This window comes from Eikenella sp. NML070372 (assembly GCF_001648415.1).
Lineage (GTDB): Bacteria > Pseudomonadota > Gammaproteobacteria > Burkholderiales > Neisseriaceae > Eikenella > Eikenella exigua.
In genome coordinates, this window is the sequence record NZ_LXSN01000003.1 from 133,751 (window position 1) to 149,506 (window position 15,756).

Here is a 15,756-nt window from a genome sequence, read left to right on the forward strand (position 1 = left end):
GAAGCTAAACTTCCAGGTAGCCTTCTGTGCCCTTTGCCAGGCAAGTATTTATTTCTTGTCGTGCTGTCTCAGAATTTGATAGAGCTGGTCTTTCAAATGCAGCTTCTGTTTTTTCAGCACTTCCACTTCGTCCAAATTGCCGGTAACCGGGTTTTTAACCATATTGGCGATTTTTTCGTCCAGCTCGTTGTGTTCGTCAAACAGGCGGGCAAAGCGCTTGTCGGATTGTTTGAGCTGGCTGATGAGGTCGCGGTATTCGGGGAACATTGTTTTCTCGCTTTCGAGTGGGCAAGGGTTGAACAAACTTTTTATCTTGACTGTACTTTATCATAGCCGGCGGGAAAAATCGAACGGCTCCTGCTTTTATTCGCTTTATAATGAAACCCTCTAAATTATTGCACTGCCACCATGCCCGAAATCGAAAGCCACCCCTTCCCCGCCCTACTGCCGCCGGATGCCACCGTGATGATGATGGGCACCTTCCCGCCCAAGGCCGACAAACACGCCATGCTGTTTCATTATCCCAATTTCATCAACGATATGTGGCGCGTATACGGGCTCGTATTCTTCAACGATGCCGCGCATTTCCAAAAAGCGGGCGAAAAAGCGTTTGACGCGGAAAAAATCAAAGCCTTCCTGCGCGAGCGCGGCATCGCTTCCTGCCCCACCGTGCTCAAAGCCGTGCGTGAACAAGATAATGCCTCCGACAAATTCCTGCGCGTGGTGGAAACCGTGGATTTGCCCGCCGTACTCACCCAGCTGCCACGTTGCCGCCATATATGCACCACCGGCGGCAAGGCCACCGAAGTGCTGCTCTCCCTACTGCCCGATACGCCGAAAATACCGAAAACAGGCGAAACGCTGCCCTTCACTTTGGCCAATCGGAATCTCACCCTCACCCGCCTGCCTTCCACCTCGCGGGCGTATCCGCTGAGTTTGCAGAAAAAAGCAGCGGCATATCGGGCGTTTTTCGAGATGGTGGGATTGGTGTAGTTTTCAGGTAGCCTTTACAAAGTGGCTTAAGGCTACCTGAAAATTTGAAAGATTCGGCACTTCAAATGGCTGCGTACAACCCCACCCCTCTCAACCATGCCGCAGAAAACCATATCGTGAAATTCTTCATTCACTGTACTGATGCAAGGCGGCCAAACGCAGACAGCATGAACAATACAGCCAGGCGCACTACTCCATAGCAGCGGATTAGGAATTCCACTATAATCCGCCACCTTGAGTCGGGGTGCTGCCTTGCGCGGCTGAGAACATACCCGTTGCACCTGAACCGGTTAATGCCGGCGGAGGGAACTCGTGGCCGGTTTAGGTGGGATGCTGCCCGGTTTGATTGGCCGCAGGCGGCAGAGCGGATTCTGCCGCGGCAACGTGATGATGCGCTCCGATTTATCAGGGCGTTTTTTGTTGACTGTTGTCCTGAGCATGGCATGCAATCTTCGCCCGTAAGCAACTGTGTTTTCGCAGTAAATATTTTTCAGGTAGCCTTCCGCCGGCGGCGGGCTGTTGCAAGAGGATTAAACCATGCGTTTCCGTATTTGGCAGGCAAACGGCCTGCCGCACCCTTATGTGATGCTGTTTTTGGCACCGGCGTTTTGGGTCACGAGCAATGTGGCGGGCAAGCTGGGCAAGGCTTGGCTTTCGCCTTATGAGTTTACGTTTTGGCGCTGGGTGCTGGCGGCCTTGCTGCTTTCGTGGCTGTTCCGCGCGCGGATTCGGGCGGATCTGCCTGTGCTCAAGCCGCGTGCGTTGTGGCTGTTGCTGGTGGGCGGCAGCGGGTTTGCGCTGTTTAATATTGTGCTCTATAGCGCGTTCGCGCGCAGGGCGGCAGTGGTGAATGTGTCGATTATCACGGCGCTGATTCCGGTGATGGTGTTGCTTGCGGAAGTGCTGTTTTGGCGCACGCGGGCGCATTGGCTGCAATGGCTGGGGGTGGGGCTGTCGTTTGCGGGCGTGGTATGGGTGGTAGGCCAGGGCAATCCGGCCGCGCTGCTGGAAACAGGTTTGTCACAAGGGGATGCGCTGGCGCTGGTAACTTCTTTGATTTATGCGGGTTATTCGCTGGCGTTGCGCGCTGCGCCGAAGGTGCATTGGGCAAGCCTGCTGTGGGCGATGTGCGTGGCGGCGGTGGTGGTGAGTGCACCGTTTTATGTGTGGGAAGGGGTGGAGAAAGGCTTCCGAATACCGCCGTGGCAGGCTTGGCTGCTGCTGCTTTATGTTTCTGTGTTTATCGCGATTTTGTCCAAGCTGTTTTATATGGAGAGCGTGATTGCGATTGGCGCGGGGCGTGCGGCGCTCACGATGAATCTACTGCCGGTGTTCGGCGCGTTGGTAGGCGCGGCGGCCTTTCCAGACGAGCGGCTGGGCGGCTATGTGCTCACGGCCTTAATCTTGGTGGCGGCAGGGATTGCGGCTTCGGAATGGGGTGCGGCAAGAAAACGGGCTTTGGAAAGCGTGGAATAGTGGCAGCCGTACGCTCAAAGACACGATGAACGAAGCCATGCTAGAATGAACCACCCGCATGGACGACATGACACCGAAGTCAAAGCACAGATGCAGGAAGCGATTGGGCGGCAACCCAACGTGGCCATGGCCTGTGTGGGTGGCAGCAACAACGCCATCGGCCTGTTTCCCGTATACTGGAAGCAGTATACGCCTCATCGGTGTGCTGCACGGTTTCCGCAGCTATTAATTGCGGGACGACAACAGCCAAGTGCTCGGCACACATTCCGTTTCCGCCAGCATCAACTATCCCAGCATCAACTCGGAACACCGCCCTTTGGCCAACATCGGCCGCGTGGAATACACGGCAAGCTGAAAGCGGGCGTGAAAATTCCGCGACAGAGTAAAACGCCAGTGGCTGGAACAATTATTCAAAGCCGAACTCAAAACACGCGGATTCCAGGTAGCCTCATACGACAGGGAAAGCAGGCATTCCTCCATATCGAAAAATATAGTGGTTCAGCAAAAATCAGAGCGAGGCGGCAAGCCGCAGATAGTACAAGTAGTACAACAAGACGAGCCAACGCTGCACTAGTTTAAATTTAACCCACTATAATGTTATCCACTATATAATTTTGTTTAATCATACTTTCAGGAAACGCCATGTCTGCTTCACGTATGCTTGCCGCTGCCGTATCCGCCGCCCTGCTGCTGAACCTGGGCGGCTGCGCCAACAGTTCCGCCTTGCAATACACCACCTCCCAAGCACAAAACACAGCACAGGTTTACTACGGTGAAGTGCTGTCGGTAACACCCACCACCATACGTGGCGAAGACAACCCGCTGCTCACCACTGCCGGCTCTCTGCTGGGCGGCATCGGCGGCAGCAATTTCGGCGAAGGCCGGGGTAAAGCGGTGAGCGCAATTTTGGGCGCGATTGTAGGTGGCTTGGGCACGCAGTCGCTCACACGCGGACTCGACAGCCAGCGCGGCTATGAAATCGTGGTGCAGCTCGAAGGCTCGCACGATGCAATTTCCGTGGTGCAAAAAAGCGACATCCAATTCCAGCCCGGCCAGCGCGTGCGCGTGCTGCGAAGCGCCAATGGCATAACCCGCGTGCTACCGGCGGGGCAGTCTCCGGTTTATTAATCGGCTGTATGGCTAAAGATGAAAGGCTACCTGAAATTCTTAGGTAGCTTTTTGTTGTTTACAGGCAAGCAATCGGCGTTAAATTCGCTTGGCCAGCTCCTCCGCTTTGCCTACATACAGCGCGGGAGTGAGCGCGAGCAGGCGCGCTTTGGCTTCTTCGGGGATGGCAAGGCCGCGAATGAAGGACTGGAGGGTGGCAGGCGTGATGCCGTCTTGGCCGCGGGTGAGGGCTTTGAGTTGTTCGTAGGCCCGCGGCACGGCGTGGCGGCGCATCACGGTTTGGATGGGCTCGGCTAGGAGCTCCCAGGTAGCGTCGAGGTCGGCCTGCATGGCGGCGGGGTTGGCTTCGAGTTTGTTCAGGCCGCACAGGTGGGCGGCCCAGCCGAGCAGGGTGTAGCCGGCGCCCACGCCCATATTGCGCAGCACGGTACTGTCGGTCAGGTCGCGCTGCCAGCGGGAGACGGGCAGTTTCTCGGCCATGAAGCCGAGGATGGCATTGGCGGTGCCGAGGTTGCCTTCGGAGTTTTCAAAGTCGATGGGGTTCACTTTGTGCGGCATGGTGGAGGAGCCTACTTCGCCGGCCTTCACTTTTTGTTTGAAATAGCCGAGCGAAATGTAGCCCCACACGTCGCGGTTGAAGTCGATGAGGATGGTGTTGATGCGGCTGAGGGTTTGGAAGAACTCGGCCATGTAGTCGTGCGGCTCGATTTGGATGGTGTAGGGGTTGAAGGTGAGCCCGAGCGATTGTTCGACAAAGCGGCGGCAATGCGCTTCCCAATCCATATCGGGGTAGGCGGAGAGATGGGCGTTGTAGTTGCCCACGGCGCCGTTGATTTTGCTGAGGAATTCCTGTTTCTCCAGCTGGGCGGTTTGGCGCTGCAAACGGGCGAGCACGTTGGCGATTTCTTTGCCCAGGGTGGTGGGCGTGGCGGGCTGGCCATGGGTGCGGCTCATCATGGGTTGGGCGGCTAGGCTGTGTGCCATTTGGCGCAGTTTGGCAGCGATTTCGGCCAGCTTGGGCAGCAGCACGCTATCGCGGGCTTCGCGCAGCATCAGGGCGTGGGAAAGGTTGTTGATGTCTTCACTGGTGCAGGCAAAGTGGATAAATTCGTTTGCCTTTTGGATTTCAGGTAGCCTCTCGAAGCGCTGTTTGAGCCAGTATTCCACGGCTTTCACGTCGTGGTTGGTGGTGGCTTCGATGGCTTTCACTTCGGCAGCGTGTTCGGGCGAAAAGCCGGCAATCACGGCATCGATTTCGGCCAAGGTGGCGGCGGGAAAAGGAGGCACTTCGCTAATTTCGGGCGCGGCAGCCAGCGATTTGAGCCATTCCAGCTCCACGCGCACGCGGGCGCGGATCAGGCCGTATTCGGAAAAAACGGGGCGCAGGGCTTCAACAGCGGCGGCATAGCGGCCGTCGAGCGGGGAAAGGGCAAGCAGGGCAGACATGTGGTTTCCTATGAAAAAAGGCCAACAAAACGGCGGTATTCTACCCGAAAAGCGAGAAGGCTACCTGAAAGCGGTAGAATTCATAATTCGTAGATTGATGACCTTTCCCGATAACCAAACACGGAAGATGGGGGGGGGGTACGAACGGTTGCCGCAACGCCCTCTCTGCTGGCGCAGCCGAACGAAGTGCGGTTTTTCGGGGAACAAGGGCTTGCATGCCCGAAGCAGCGCAGCCGCAAGTTACAGCTAATCCAATTTCTCTTTGTGCCCGAAAAACCGCGCGGAGTGAGGGAAGTTTGGCGAAGCCAAACCTGTGCCCGCAGTCGCCTTTCTTTTGCTTTCTTTTCTTTGGCGAAGCAAAGAAAAGGAAGTGTCCGCGCCGGCATGAGGCGCAAAGGCGAGTAGGCAGGAAATGGCGAAGGCTACCTGAAATTTGGTAAGCTGCCGAAACCCAATGTATACCTCACAAAATTCGTTTACTCTCAGATAGCTACCAATACACTTCTATGAGCCGCTTTATCCGCCAAACCCTACCCAGCCCGGACATCCTCGCCATCAGCGTAGATTTATCCCGCATCAAAACCCCGCACAGCCTGATGCAGCGCATGCAAGAAGCCTTCGAACTGCCCGCCTGTTTCAGCGGCGGCCTCGATTCGCTCAACGGCTGCATGCGCGACTTGGGTTGGCTGCCGCAACGCGAAATCCACATCGCCTTTTGCGGCCTGGCCGACCTCAAGCAACGCCAGCCCAAACTGTTTGCCGATATTGCCGACTGCCTGGAGCTATACCGCAATTATTGGCATGGCAACCCGCAAGAGAATAAAATCGTGCGGATTTCGATAGCGGATTAAACCGCCAACCGTTCCCCATTTAAACTTCGTTGAAGCTTACGCTTTAGCTTCACCCAAACATCGTTTTTCAGGTAGCCTTTTATGACCTTCACCCTTCCCGTCCTGCTTGCCGCCTGCTTTGCCGCCGCCCTACTCTGCACACTCATCGTCTGGCTATGGCAAAACGCCCGCAACCAAGCCGCGCAACACCGCCACCAGCAGGAAGCCGACCGCCTGCAACACCAGCTCGCCCTGCAACAGCAAGCCTGGCAGCAAAACGAACAGCAACTCGGCCACACCGCCCAAAACCTGGCCGACAGCCAGCAGCAGCTTTCCGCCGCCCGCCAAGCCGCACAGGATTACCAAACCCGCGCCGCCGCCGCCGAGCAATCGGTGCAACATTTCACCAACCGCCTGGCCGAAGCCGCCGAACAGCAACAGCAACTCCAACAGCGCTACGAAACCGCCCGCCAAGAGCTGGCCGCCAGCCGCCTGCAGCACGAGCGCGTACAAACCCAAATCGAACAGCAGCAGCAAGCCCACGCCGAACAAATCGCCCTGCTCAACCAAGCCCGCCAAAACCTAGGCGAACAATTCCAAAACCTCGCCAACCAAATCCTCGAAGAAAAAAGCCGCCGTTTTTCCGAGCAAAACCGCCAAGAGCTCGACCAACTGCTCAATCCCTTGAGCGAGAAACTGCAAGGCTTCAGCCAGCTCGTGCAAAACACCTACGAAAAAGAAGCCAAAGAGCGGCTCACGCTGGAAAACGAACTCAAACGCCTACAACAGCTCAACGCCCGGCTGCACCAAGACGCCCAAGCCCTTACCCAAGCCCTCACCGGCAGCCGCAACAAAAGCCAGGGCAACTGGGGCGAGATGATTCTGGAAAAAGTGCTGGAAAACTCCGGCCTGGTGAAAGGGCGAGAATACTTCGTGCAAAGCGGCGGCCGCCAAACCGGCAGCGACGGCGAAAGCCGCTACCTCCAGCCCGACGTGCTCATCAACCTGCCCGACAACAAACAAATCATCGTCGATTCCAAAGTATCGCTCACCGCCTACGTGCGCTACACCCGCGCCGAAAGCCCCGAAGCCGCCGAAGCCGAGCTCGCCGCCCACCTCGCCTCCGTACACCAGCACATCAAAGAGCTCGCCGCCAAACGCTACAGCGACATCGAAGGCCTGGTATCGCTCGATTTCGTCTTCATGTTCGTGCCCGTGGAGCCCGCCTACCTGCTCGCCCTGCAGCAAGACCCCGAGCTCTTCCAAACCTGTTTCGACCAACGCATCATCCTGGTCGGCCCCAGCACGCTGCTGGCCACCCTGCGCACTGTGGCCAACATCTGGCGGCACGAATACCAAAACCGCCACGCCCTGCAGATTGCCGATGAAGGCGGCAAACTCTACGACAAATTCGTCGGCTTCGTGGAAACGCTGGAAAAAGTGGGCAAAAACCTCCAGCAGGCGCAAGAAAGCTACCAAGCCGCCCACAAACAGCTCCACAGCGGCCGCGGCAACTTAGTCGGCCGCGTGGAAAAACTGCGCCAAATGGGCGTGAAAGCCGGCAAACGGCTCGACGCGCAACTGGTGGAACAAGCCGGCAGCGAAGAGCCGGAGGCGCTGGAAGATAAAACAGGCGGCGCGGCAGACAAGGTGTAGGGAGAGGCTACCTGAAAATTTCAGGTAGCCTCTTAAATATTGTATGCTGCCGTAACTTGAGCATTTATGCCCGATATTTGTGCCTCACTGAAAGCGTAAACCACAATGCAATAGTAAAACAGCAGCGCTACTACGCCAACATTTTATTCTACCTGCTCTTCTTAATATTGTTAGGTAGTCTCCCCACTTGTGCTTCTTAATCTACATTAGTACCTCCTTTTAGCGATGTAGAAAAAAGGCTGCAGGAGGAGAAATATGGTGCTTGAGTGGCTGTTTGCCGGCCATAATGCGGCGCGCTTGGCGCAAGGCTTGTGGCTCACGGTAAAGATTTCGTTGATTTCGATAACGCTTCCCTGTGTGTTGGACACGCTGTTCGGGCTGCTGATGCGGGTGCATCATCCGCTGGCGTGGTTTGTGGGTGCACTGTATTTGGAAGTGGTACGGATCGTGCCGATTCTGATGTAGTTGTTTGTACTGTATTTCGGGCTATCGGCCTGGACGGATATCCATCTGAGCGGCGTGTGGGTGTGCATTTGGGTGTTTGTGGTTTGGGGCACCGGCGAGATGGGTGATTTGGTGCGCGGCGCGCTGGAATCGATTGAAAAGCATCAGGTGGAATCGGCCAAGGCGCTGGGGCTGAACCAGCGGCAGGTGTTTTGGTATATCGAGCTGCCGCAGAGCGTGCAGCGGGCGCTGCCGGGGGCAATTAACTTATTCACGCGTATGGTGAAAACCAGCTCGCTGGCCACCTTGACCGGCGTAGTGGAAGTGGTGGAGGGGGGGCAACAGATTATCGAGAATTCCCTACTTACCATGCCGAACGCTTCGTTTTGGGTGCATGGCCTGATTTTCATACTGTATTTCTTGTGCTGCCGGCCGCTTTCGTTGCTGGCGGGCTATTTGGGAAAGAAATTGGGAGAGCTGATATGGCTTTGCTAAACGTGCGCCACCTGCGCAAGGGCTACGGCGATACCGTGGTGCTGCAGGATTTGGATTTGAGCCTGGAGAAGGGCGAGGTGGTGGTGATTTTGGGCCCGTCGGGCAGCGGCAAAAGTTCCCTGCTGCGCTGCATCAACGGCTTGGAGCCGCACCAGGGTGGCAGCATCGAAATGGAAGGCGTGGGCGAATTCGGCAAAGACGTGCCGTGGGAAACCGCCCGCCAGAAAGTGGGCATGGTGTTTCAAAGCTATGAATTGTTTGCCCACATGAACGTGATCGATAACATCCTGCTCGGCCCGCTGAAGGCACAAGGGCGCCACCGCGAAGAAGTGGAGGCACAGGCCGACAAGCTGCTGGCCCGCGTGGGCTTGCTTAACCGCAAAACCGCCTTCCCGCGTGAGTTTTCCGGCGGGCAGAAGCAGCGTATCGCCATCGTGCGCGCGCTGTGCATGAACCCGGAAGTGATCCTGCTGGATGAAATCACCGCCGCGCTCGACCTGGAAATGGTGCGCGAGGTGTTGGATGTGGTGCTGGAGCTGGCGCGCGAAGGCATGAGCATACTCATCGTTACCCACGAAATGGAATTCGCCACTAAGGTGGCCGACCGGATTATCTTTATGGGTCAAGGAAACATCATCGAAGAAAGTACATCCGCTAAACTCTTCACCAAACCGGAAAGCAGCTGCACCCAACAGTTTCTCAGCGGCGCGGATTATTCGCCCGCCAGCATGCCCACAACGAGGAAAACCAACAGCAGAGGCATACCGAGTCGCTCCGATATACGGGTGGTCACCACACTGACAAACAGAAACAAGACCATAATCAGAAACAGAGTGTTTAACTGTTCCATATGGGCTATCCTTATGGAGGAATGTAATTGGTAGAGGCTACTTAAAAACATGAGCGTCAATGAAGTTAAAATAATAGGGTGGCGTGTAGATTGATCCTGTGGCAGGAACAAAAAACAAAGCTTCCGTTATCGTTAATAAAATGGATATTTTGCATCTGCCGAAATCGGCTTATATCAATTCATAATGGTAATCTCAAAATGCTTTTCCAATTGGCACATTTCCCTGCCGCCCAACATGGAAAAGGCTACCTGAAAACACAGATTTTGAGTTTTCAGGTAGCCTTTTTTATTGTAGGCAACGGTTATACCAAGAATTTCTTGATGTCGATGCCTTTTTCTTGGGCTTCTACAATCCATTTCGGCCGTTTACCCACGCCGCCCCACACTGCGCCGGTTTTCGGATTGCGGTATTGCGGGCGGCTTTGTTTTTCTTTCAGGCCTGCTTCGATATCGGCAATGCTGATTTCAAAGTCTCGCATAATGGCCAGAATTTGATTAACTTTCTTTTTACGCTCGGAAACCAAACGGCGTTGGATTCGGTCTTCCAAGGTTTTCTTCTGTTCCAAGAGTTGGTCTAGAGTCTCACGTGCTGCCATGATGTTTCCTTTGTGAAGGTTGTTAAAATTTATTTCGGGGTTGATTATAAGGGTATTTCGGTTCCTTATGCCAGAAATAAATTGCCGGTTTGGCACAGATACGCGCCAAACCGGCTCAGTTTCGTTATGGTAAATCAGGCTTCGGCTTTCAGCAAATCCTGTAATTCGCCGGCTTCATACATTTCCATCAAAATGTCGGAGCCACCCACGAATTCGCCGTTTACATACAGCTGCGGGATGGTGGGCCAGTTGGCGTATTCTTTGATGCCTTGGCGGATTTCGGGGTTTTCCAATACGTTTACCGTAACGAAATCATTGCAGCCTGCGGCTTGCAGGATTTGCACGGCGCGGGAGGAGAAGCCGCATTGCGGGAATTGTTTGGTGCCTTTCATAAACAGCACTATGCGGTTGCTGTTTATGAATTGTCTGATTTCTTCTTGGATGCTCATAGTGTTTCTTCTTATGGATCAAATATGGATAAAAATGCGGATGCGAAACGGCAGTCATTATAGCGGATTAAATCTGCTTTCGATACAAGAAGCGGAAGCGAAGTTGATGCACTATAACCGATCTGACGACTATCCGGGGCGTATCCATACGGCGGCAAAGAAACCATCGGTGTGATGGGTGGCCGTAGCGAGTTGCAGATAGGGGCTACCTGAAAACAGTTCGGGGCAATCGGGCAGGAGTCCGGTGGCGTTTGCCAGCTGCCAATCGGGATGAGCGGCACTGAAGCGTTCAGCTTGGTGTTCGTTTTCAGCGGCGAGCACGCTGCAGGTGGCATACACCAAACGGCCGCCGGGGCGCACCAGGCGGGCGGCAGCTTCGAGGATGGCGGCCTGTTGCTTTTCCAATTCGGCAATGCGTTCGGGCGATTGGCGGTATTTCAAATCGGGGTTGCGGCGCAGGGTGCCCATCCCGGAGCAGGGCGCATCCACCAGCACGCGGTCGGCTTTGCCGATGAGGCGTTCGAGGCGCGGGTCGGTTTCGCTGCCGATGCGCTGCGGACTGATGTTGGTGAGGCCGGCGCGCACCATGCGCGGCTTGAGTTTGGCCAGCCGTTTTTCAGCCACATCGAAGGCGTAGAGGCGGCCACTGTTGTTCATGGCGGCGCCCAAGGCGAGGGTTTTGCCGCCTGCGCCGGCGCAGAAATCGACGATAATTTCGCCGCGCCGTGCGCCAGTGAGGCGGGCAAGCAACTGGCTGCCTTCGTCTTGTACTTCGATGGCGCCTTCCAAAAACAGCGGGTGGCGCATGAGGGCGGATTTGTCGTACAGGCGGATGCCCCACGGCGAATAAGGCGTGGCTTCGCAGCGGATGCCTTCATCTTGCAGTTGAGCAAGCACTTTGTCTCGTTTGGCTTGGAGGGTGTTCACGCGCAAATCGAGCGGGGCAGGAGTGGCGGTGCTGCGGCCGAAGGCGAGGATGTGTTCGTCGCTCCAACCTTGGGCGCGCAGTTGGGCGATGAGCCATTCAGGCAGTTCGGCGGCGGTGTTCAGCTGCGCGGCAAACTCGGGTTTTTTGGTTTTCAGGTAGCCTAGAAACTCAGTCTCTTCTGCATTGGCACAATCAGCCAAGGCGGAAATGCTGATGCCGCGCCCCAATACCAGGGCAGCCAGCGCGGCACGGCGGGATTGGCGCACGGGCTCGGGCAGCACGCTTTGGATTTTCTGCAAATGGCGCAGGGCGGCGAACACGGTTTCGGCAATTTCGTGCCGGTCTTGGCGGCCGAGTTTTTTATGGCTGCGGAAATAGGTGGAAACGAGGGCGTCAGCGGGCTGCTCGAAGCCGAGCACTTGGCCGAGCAGGGTGGAAGTGTGGAGGAGTTGGGCGGGGGTCATTTCGGAGTGGTGGTTTCAGGTAGCCTGGGAAGGGGGAAGGCTACCTGAAAATGGGCAGATAAGAAACAGACAGGCTGCGGTGCGGCTTGTCTGTTAGGTTTGGTAGTTCAGGTAGCCTGTGTTGCTGCTTACTTGGGCGGCTGCAGGGGTGTACCGTCGATTTTGCCGCTGCGCAGTTTGAGCTCGTAGGTTTTGCCGTCGTCGGTGTATTTGATGAGGGCGGGGATGTTGGCAAAATCGGGGGCGAAGGAATATTCGATGGTGTCGCCGCCGCGCTGTACACGGAAGCGGTTTACCGCAATGCTGGCGCCGTTGATGTTGTAGCGGGCGGAAGGCAGGCGGGTCATGCCGCGCACGGGATAAACACGTTTGCCGTTGGTAATGTGCAGGTTGGCAGGCAGTTGGCCGTTGTTGAGCGCAAGCTGCCAGGCCAGGGTGAAGAGGTCGAAAGTGGGGCCGGCAAGCGGCTGGCTTTCGGTGTGACCGGCTTTGCCGTAGGTGATGGTTTTGCTGCCGTAATCGAAGGTGGCGCCGGCATAGGCGCGGCCTTTGCGGGTGTCGCTGTAGCGGGCGGGCTGCAGGCGGTTGCCGCTGATGCTGCCGCTGGAAGAAAAGCGCATTTTGTAGAGCGGCACGTTGATGTCGGCGTTTACGTTGTAGCGGCCGCCGTTTTGGTTGAAGGTCATCACGGCGGGCACGCCGTAGGGGCCGATATAGTGCAGCTCGGCGCTTTTAGGGAAGGTGGTTTCGGCAGCGGCGGCGGGCGAGGCCAGCGCGGCGGCGCACAGGACGGCGGCAGTACCGAGGCGGAGGGTGAGACTGGTCATTTGAAATTCCTTTGGTGAAAAGGGATGGCATGCCGCGCGCAGCAGCTTTGCGGCGGCATTATAGCCTTAAGTTTTGCATTGGAGGGGCGGCGGTTATATGGTTTGACGGGAATTTTAGCTTTGTAAAAATTCCCTACGTTCGTTTAGCTAAGCTGAAACATCAGTTTCAGGTAGCCTTTCGGTATTTTATTTTGTGCTAGGCTGATTTTAATGCCCGGGGAACATGCCTTTCATGCCTTGCGCCATGCGCATGAGTTTGCCCATGCCTTTGCCGCCGAACATTTTCATCATTTTTTGCGACTGCTCGAACTGCTTGAGCATTTTGTTCACTTCCTGCACGGTGGTGCCGGCGCCGGCGGCGATGCGGCGTTTGCGGCTGGCTTTGAGCAGGGCCGGATTGGCGCGCTCTTTCGGGGTCATGGAATTGATGATGGCTTCCACTTTGCTCATGGCTTTTTCCGCCGTACCTTCCGGGATTTGTGCGGAAAGCTGCCCCATCTCGCCGGGCAGTTTGGACATCAGCGATTCGATGCCGCCCATATTGCGCATCTGCTGGATTTGGGCTTTGAAATCGTTCAGGTCGAAGCCTTTGCCTTTATGCAGCTTTTTGGCCATGCGCTCGGCCACTTCCTGATCGATGCCTTTTTGCACGTCTTCAATCAGGCTGAGCACGTCGCCCATACCGAGAATGCGGCCGGCGATGCGGTCGGGGTAGAAAGGCTCGAGGCCGCCGATTTTTTCGCCGGTGCCGATGAATTTAATCGGCTTGCCAGTAACGTGGCGCACGGAAAGTGCCGCGCCGCCGCGTGCATCGCCGTCCATTTTGGTAAGGATAACGCCGGTGAGCGGCAGGACTTCGTTGAAGGCCTGGGCGGTGTTCACGGCATCTTGGCCGAGCATGGCATCCACCACAAACAGGGTTTCCACCGGATTTACGGCTTCATGCAGCGCCTTGATTTCGGCCATCATGACTTCGTCCACCGCCAATCGGCCGGCGGTATCGACCATCAGCACATCGTAGAAATGCTTTTTGGCGTAATCCAGCGCGGCTTGGGCGATGGCCACGGGCTGTTGGGAAACGTCGGAGGGGAAGAAATCCGCGCCCACTTGTTTGGCCAATAGGCGCAGCTGCTCGATGGCGGCGGGGCGGTATATGTCGGCCGACACCAGCAGCACTTTCTTGCGCTGCTCTTCTTTGAGCAGGCGGGCGAGCTTGCCGGCGGTGGTGGTTTTACCCGCCCCCTGCAGGCCGGCCATCAGCACCACGGCAGGCGGCACGGCGGCCAGATTGAGGCTGCTGTTTTGCGTGCCCATCAGCTCGGTAAGCGCCTGGTTTACCACGCCGATAAAGGCCTGGCCGGGCGTGAGGCTGCCGATCACTTCGTGGCCAACGGCGCGTTCTTTCACATTGGCCATAAAGTCTTTCACCACCGGCAACGCCACGTCGGCTTCCAACAGCGCCATGCGCACTTCGCGCAGGGCTTCTTTGATGTTGTCTTCGGAGAGGCGCGCTTGGCCGCGCATTTTTTTGGCCCACTGGCTGAGGCGGCCGGATAGATTATCTAACATATTGTTCCTTATGCCAGGTGAAGCTGCCAAGATGCTGCGTTGGCTTGTCTTGTTTTAGGGTGGTTTCACCCGACCGACAAATGGATGGTTTATTCAGGATAGGGATAGGGATAACAGCTTTTTTAAACTTTGTTGAAGCTGGGTTTTTCAGGTAGCCTTTCCAAGCTTTTCGGTTTTGAGAAATCCAACTTCAGCTTCACCAAAACATCGCTTTCAGACAGCCCCTGACAGGCCGCAAAGTTTGCTAAAATCGTAGTATTTTACACTATAAAGAAGCATGGCCGGAATTGTTTATTTTGCTTGCGTTGCTCTACGGCGGCATGGGCGTGTTTGCCTAGTGGTTCGGGAGGCAGGATGACCGGCAGCCATGCCCGCTCAAAGGTGAGCTGCTGTTGCTGGTGGCGCAGCTGCCCGTGCACGCGGCGGTAGTGTGTCAGCCGCTGCTACTCAGCCGCTTCCCCAACGGCATCGGCTATGCCCTGTGTCTGGTTACCTAGTTGATGCTGCTGTTGTGTTGGCGCGGCAGTTTCTTTTATTCGCTGAGGGGTTTGCAACTGCTCTACCCTTTTGCCGCGCTTTCCATGCCAGCTGCCGCGCAGTGGCCGGCGCTGGGCGCGGATTATGCGGTGGGCAATATGCCCTTTCTCTATGGGCACATCGGTGTTATCGTACGGCCTGTTCGATATTGCCGCGTTGCTTGCGCCGTTGGTTTTGCTGCTGAACCGCCGCCTGCGCAGTCACCGCATTTCGCCGCTAATGTCGTTTTGCCACCGCTGTTGGGCCTGGAAAAGCTGATGTTTCAAAGCATGCTGGCGGGTTTTGTGCTGCTGAGCATTTCTGTGGGCAGCAAGTTTGTGTTGCAGGTGTTGCTGCACCAAGTGTGAAGGCGAAAGGCTACCTGAAAAGCACTTCGGCAAGTTTTCAAGCAGCATTGGTAAACATAATTTTTAGCATACATCAAACAAACAGCAAATAAACTGGTTTCCATTTATGAGCTATCTTGACCACTCCCGTTCCACCACCTATTCTGCACCAAATCCTTTGTTTCCTCTTCATTCCAACCACAGGAGATACCCGATGAAAAAAGTGATGTTGTCCGTTGTCGCTTCCGCTCTGTTTGCCAGCGCCGGCACTTGGGCGCATGGTGTGCAGGGCACGAACGAACCGAGCAAAACGCCGGTAGACCGCAGCGTGCAGGTGTACAGAATGTCCAACTTGCAGCAGTGGGACCGCGAAAAAGCCGGCGGCGGCGAAGGCAGGCTGCTGGGACGTTTTGCCTACACCCGCCACCAAACTGGCGAGCAAGATGCTATCCGCGAAATCGGCTGGCTCACGCTGCCGCCGGGTGCGTCTATCGGCCTGCACAAGCACACCAACAATGAAGACGTGTACCTGATTGTGGAAGGCCGCGGCACGTTTATGGGTACAGACGGTAAGGAAGTGCCCGTGTCTGCCGGTGACATCACCATCGCCCGCCCCGGTCAGTCGCATGCGCTGAAAAACACCGGCCGCCGGCCGCTGCGCTTCATCAACTTTATCGGCCAGTTGCCGAGCACGGCTCCGGCTGCACAGTAATCTGACGCGATAACGGCAGAGGCTACCTGA

Annotated in this window: 14 protein-coding genes, 3 pseudogenes and 1 riboswitch; of the genes and pseudogenes, 10 read left to right on the plus strand and 7 right to left on the minus strand. The window is 56.2% G+C overall.

Annotation, left to right across the window (positions count from 1 at the left end; translation table 11 throughout):
• Positions 1-48: 48 nt before the first annotated feature.
• Entirely contained in the window at positions 49-267 is a 219-nt protein-coding gene (locus A7P97_RS00875; protein ID WP_067439820.1) for a YdcH family protein, read from the minus strand.
• Positions 268-408: 141 nt separating this feature from the next.
• Here A7P97_RS00875 and A7P97_RS00880 point away from each other — a divergent pair, with 141 nt between their 5' ends.
• The 4 genes and pseudogenes from A7P97_RS00880 (at position 409) to A7P97_RS00890 (ending at position 3,597) form a co-directional block, all read left to right on the plus strand.
• A complete protein-coding gene (locus tag A7P97_RS00880) occupies positions 409-993 on the plus strand; it encodes a uracil-DNA glycosylase family protein (protein ID WP_067529936.1) in 585 nt (194 codons plus the stop codon).
• Between the two features lie 230 nt (positions 994-1,223).
• A riboswitch (TPP riboswitch) is annotated at positions 1,224-1,318 on the plus strand.
• Between the two features lie 212 nt (positions 1,319-1,530).
• Positions 1,531-2,469: a DMT family transporter gene (locus A7P97_RS00885; protein ID WP_067529937.1), complete on the plus strand. Its 939-nt coding sequence runs from the start codon at positions 1,531-1,533 to the stop codon at positions 2,467-2,469.
• A pseudogene (locus A7P97_RS10535) lies at positions 2,465-2,821 on the plus strand (tryptophan synthase subunit beta); the annotation flags it as partial. The gene A7P97_RS00885 and the pseudogene A7P97_RS10535, both read left to right, overlap by 5 nt.
• Positions 2,822-3,111: 290 nt before the next feature.
• Positions 3,112-3,597 carry a hypothetical protein gene (locus A7P97_RS00890; protein WP_067529938.1) on the plus strand — a complete coding sequence of 162 codons (486 nt, stop codon included), beginning with the start codon at positions 3,112-3,114 and terminating at the stop codon, positions 3,595-3,597.
• Positions 3,598-3,675: 78 nt separating this feature from the next.
• On the opposite strand, the gene purB is transcribed toward A7P97_RS00890, so the two are convergent.
• Positions 3,676-5,043 (minus strand): adenylosuccinate lyase, encoded by a 1,368-nt coding sequence (gene purB / locus A7P97_RS00895; RefSeq protein ID WP_067529939.1) that lies wholly within the window; start codon positions 5,041-5,043, stop codon positions 3,676-3,678.
• A 506-nt stretch (positions 5,044-5,549) separates the two neighbouring features.
• Between purB and A7P97_RS00905 the strand changes: the two genes are divergently transcribed.
• The 4 genes and pseudogenes from A7P97_RS00905 to A7P97_RS00920 all read left to right on the plus strand — a co-directional run.
• Entirely contained in the window at positions 5,550-5,894 is a 345-nt protein-coding gene (locus tag A7P97_RS00905; RefSeq protein ID WP_067529941.1) for a barstar family protein, read from the plus strand.
• Between the two features lie 81 nt (positions 5,895-5,975).
• Entirely contained in the window at positions 5,976-7,529 is a 1,554-nt protein-coding gene (rmuC, locus tag A7P97_RS00910; protein WP_067529942.1) for a DNA recombination protein RmuC, read from the plus strand.
• A gap of 255 nt (positions 7,530-7,784) precedes the next feature.
• Positions 7,785-8,454: pseudogene (locus A7P97_RS00915) on the plus strand (amino acid ABC transporter permease).
• Between the two features lies 1 nt (position 8,455).
• A pseudogene (locus A7P97_RS00920) lies at positions 8,456-9,184 on the plus strand (amino acid ABC transporter ATP-binding protein); the annotation flags it as partial.
• A 436-nt stretch (positions 9,185-9,620) separates the two neighbouring features.
• Here A7P97_RS00920 and A7P97_RS00925 read toward each other — a convergent pair.
• From A7P97_RS00925 to ffh, 5 genes are all read right to left on the minus strand, one after another.
• Positions 9,621-9,914, minus strand: coding sequence for an H-NS family nucleoid-associated regulatory protein (locus A7P97_RS00925; RefSeq protein ID WP_067439840.1), 294 nt, complete (start codon positions 9,912-9,914; stop codon positions 9,621-9,623).
• A gap of 134 nt (positions 9,915-10,048) precedes the next feature.
• The gene (grxD, locus tag A7P97_RS00930; protein WP_067448881.1) at positions 10,049-10,363 is read right to left on the minus strand and encodes a Grx4 family monothiol glutaredoxin; all 315 of its coding nucleotides are present in this window, start codon (positions 10,361-10,363) and stop codon (positions 10,049-10,051) included.
• 129 nt (positions 10,364-10,492) lie between these two features.
• Positions 10,493-11,755: an RsmB/NOP family class I SAM-dependent RNA methyltransferase gene (locus A7P97_RS00935; protein ID WP_067529943.1), complete on the minus strand. Its 1,263-nt coding sequence runs from the start codon at positions 11,753-11,755 to the stop codon at positions 10,493-10,495.
• Between the two features lie 128 nt (positions 11,756-11,883).
• On the minus strand, positions 11,884-12,582 hold the full coding sequence (locus A7P97_RS00940) for a DUF3108 domain-containing protein (protein WP_067529944.1): 699 nt from the start codon (positions 12,580-12,582) through the stop codon (positions 11,884-11,886).
• 207 nt (positions 12,583-12,789) lie between these two features.
• Positions 12,790-14,151: a signal recognition particle protein gene (gene ffh, locus A7P97_RS00945; RefSeq protein WP_067529945.1), complete on the minus strand. Its 1,362-nt coding sequence runs from the start codon at positions 14,149-14,151 to the stop codon at positions 12,790-12,792.
• Positions 14,152-14,699: 548 nt separating this feature from the next.
• On the opposite strand from ffh, the gene A7P97_RS00950 reads away from it, so the two are divergent.
• Positions 14,700-15,035 (plus strand): hypothetical protein, encoded by a 336-nt coding sequence (locus tag A7P97_RS00950; RefSeq protein ID WP_156497459.1) that lies wholly within the window; start codon positions 14,700-14,702, stop codon positions 15,033-15,035.
• 193 nt (positions 15,036-15,228) lie between these two features.
• Complete coding sequence (locus tag A7P97_RS00955) at positions 15,229-15,726, plus strand: cupin domain-containing protein (RefSeq protein WP_067529947.1); 498 nt, start codon at positions 15,229-15,231, stop codon at positions 15,724-15,726.
• Positions 15,727-15,756 lie beyond the last annotated feature (30 nt).

What these genes read in the sequence shown, in the direction of transcription:
- A7P97_RS00875 (WP_067439820.1), bottom strand. Translation starts at nt 267, where the DNA reads ATGTTCCCCGAATACCGCGACCTCATCAGCCAGCTCAAACAATCCGAC.
- A7P97_RS00880 (WP_067529936.1), top strand. Translation starts at nt 409, where the DNA reads ATGCCCGAAATCGAAAGCCACCCCTTCCCCGCCCTACTGCCGCCGGAT.
- A7P97_RS00885 (WP_067529937.1), top strand. Translation starts at nt 1,531, where the DNA reads ATGCGTTTCCGTATTTGGCAGGCAAACGGCCTGCCGCACCCTTATGTG.
- A7P97_RS00890 (WP_067529938.1), top strand. Translation starts at nt 3,112, where the DNA reads ATGTCTGCTTCACGTATGCTTGCCGCTGCCGTATCCGCCGCCCTGCTG.
- purB (WP_067529939.1), bottom strand. Translation starts at nt 5,043, where the DNA reads ATGTCTGCCCTGCTTGCCCTTTCCCCGCTCGACGGCCGCTATGCCGCC.
- A7P97_RS00905 (WP_067529941.1), top strand. Translation starts at nt 5,550, where the DNA reads ATGAGCCGCTTTATCCGCCAAACCCTACCCAGCCCGGACATCCTCGCC.
- rmuC (WP_067529942.1), top strand. Translation starts at nt 5,976, where the DNA reads ATGACCTTCACCCTTCCCGTCCTGCTTGCCGCCTGCTTTGCCGCCGCC.
- A7P97_RS00925 (WP_067439840.1), bottom strand. Translation starts at nt 9,914, where the DNA reads ATGGCAGCACGTGAGACTCTAGACCAACTCTTGGAACAGAAGAAAACC.
- grxD (WP_067448881.1), bottom strand. Translation starts at nt 10,363, where the DNA reads ATGAGCATCCAAGAAGAAATCAGACAATTCATAAACAGCAACCGCATA.
- A7P97_RS00935 (WP_067529943.1), bottom strand. Translation starts at nt 11,755, where the DNA reads ATGACCCCCGCCCAACTCCTCCACACTTCCACCCTGCTCGGCCAAGTG.
- A7P97_RS00940 (WP_067529944.1), bottom strand. Translation starts at nt 12,582, where the DNA reads ATGACCAGTCTCACCCTCCGCCTCGGTACTGCCGCCGTCCTGTGCGCC.
- ffh (WP_067529945.1), bottom strand. Translation starts at nt 14,151, where the DNA reads ATGTTAGATAATCTATCCGGCCGCCTCAGCCAGTGGGCCAAAAAAATG.
- A7P97_RS00955 (WP_067529947.1), top strand. Translation starts at nt 15,229, where the DNA reads ATGAAAAAAGTGATGTTGTCCGTTGTCGCTTCCGCTCTGTTTGCCAGC.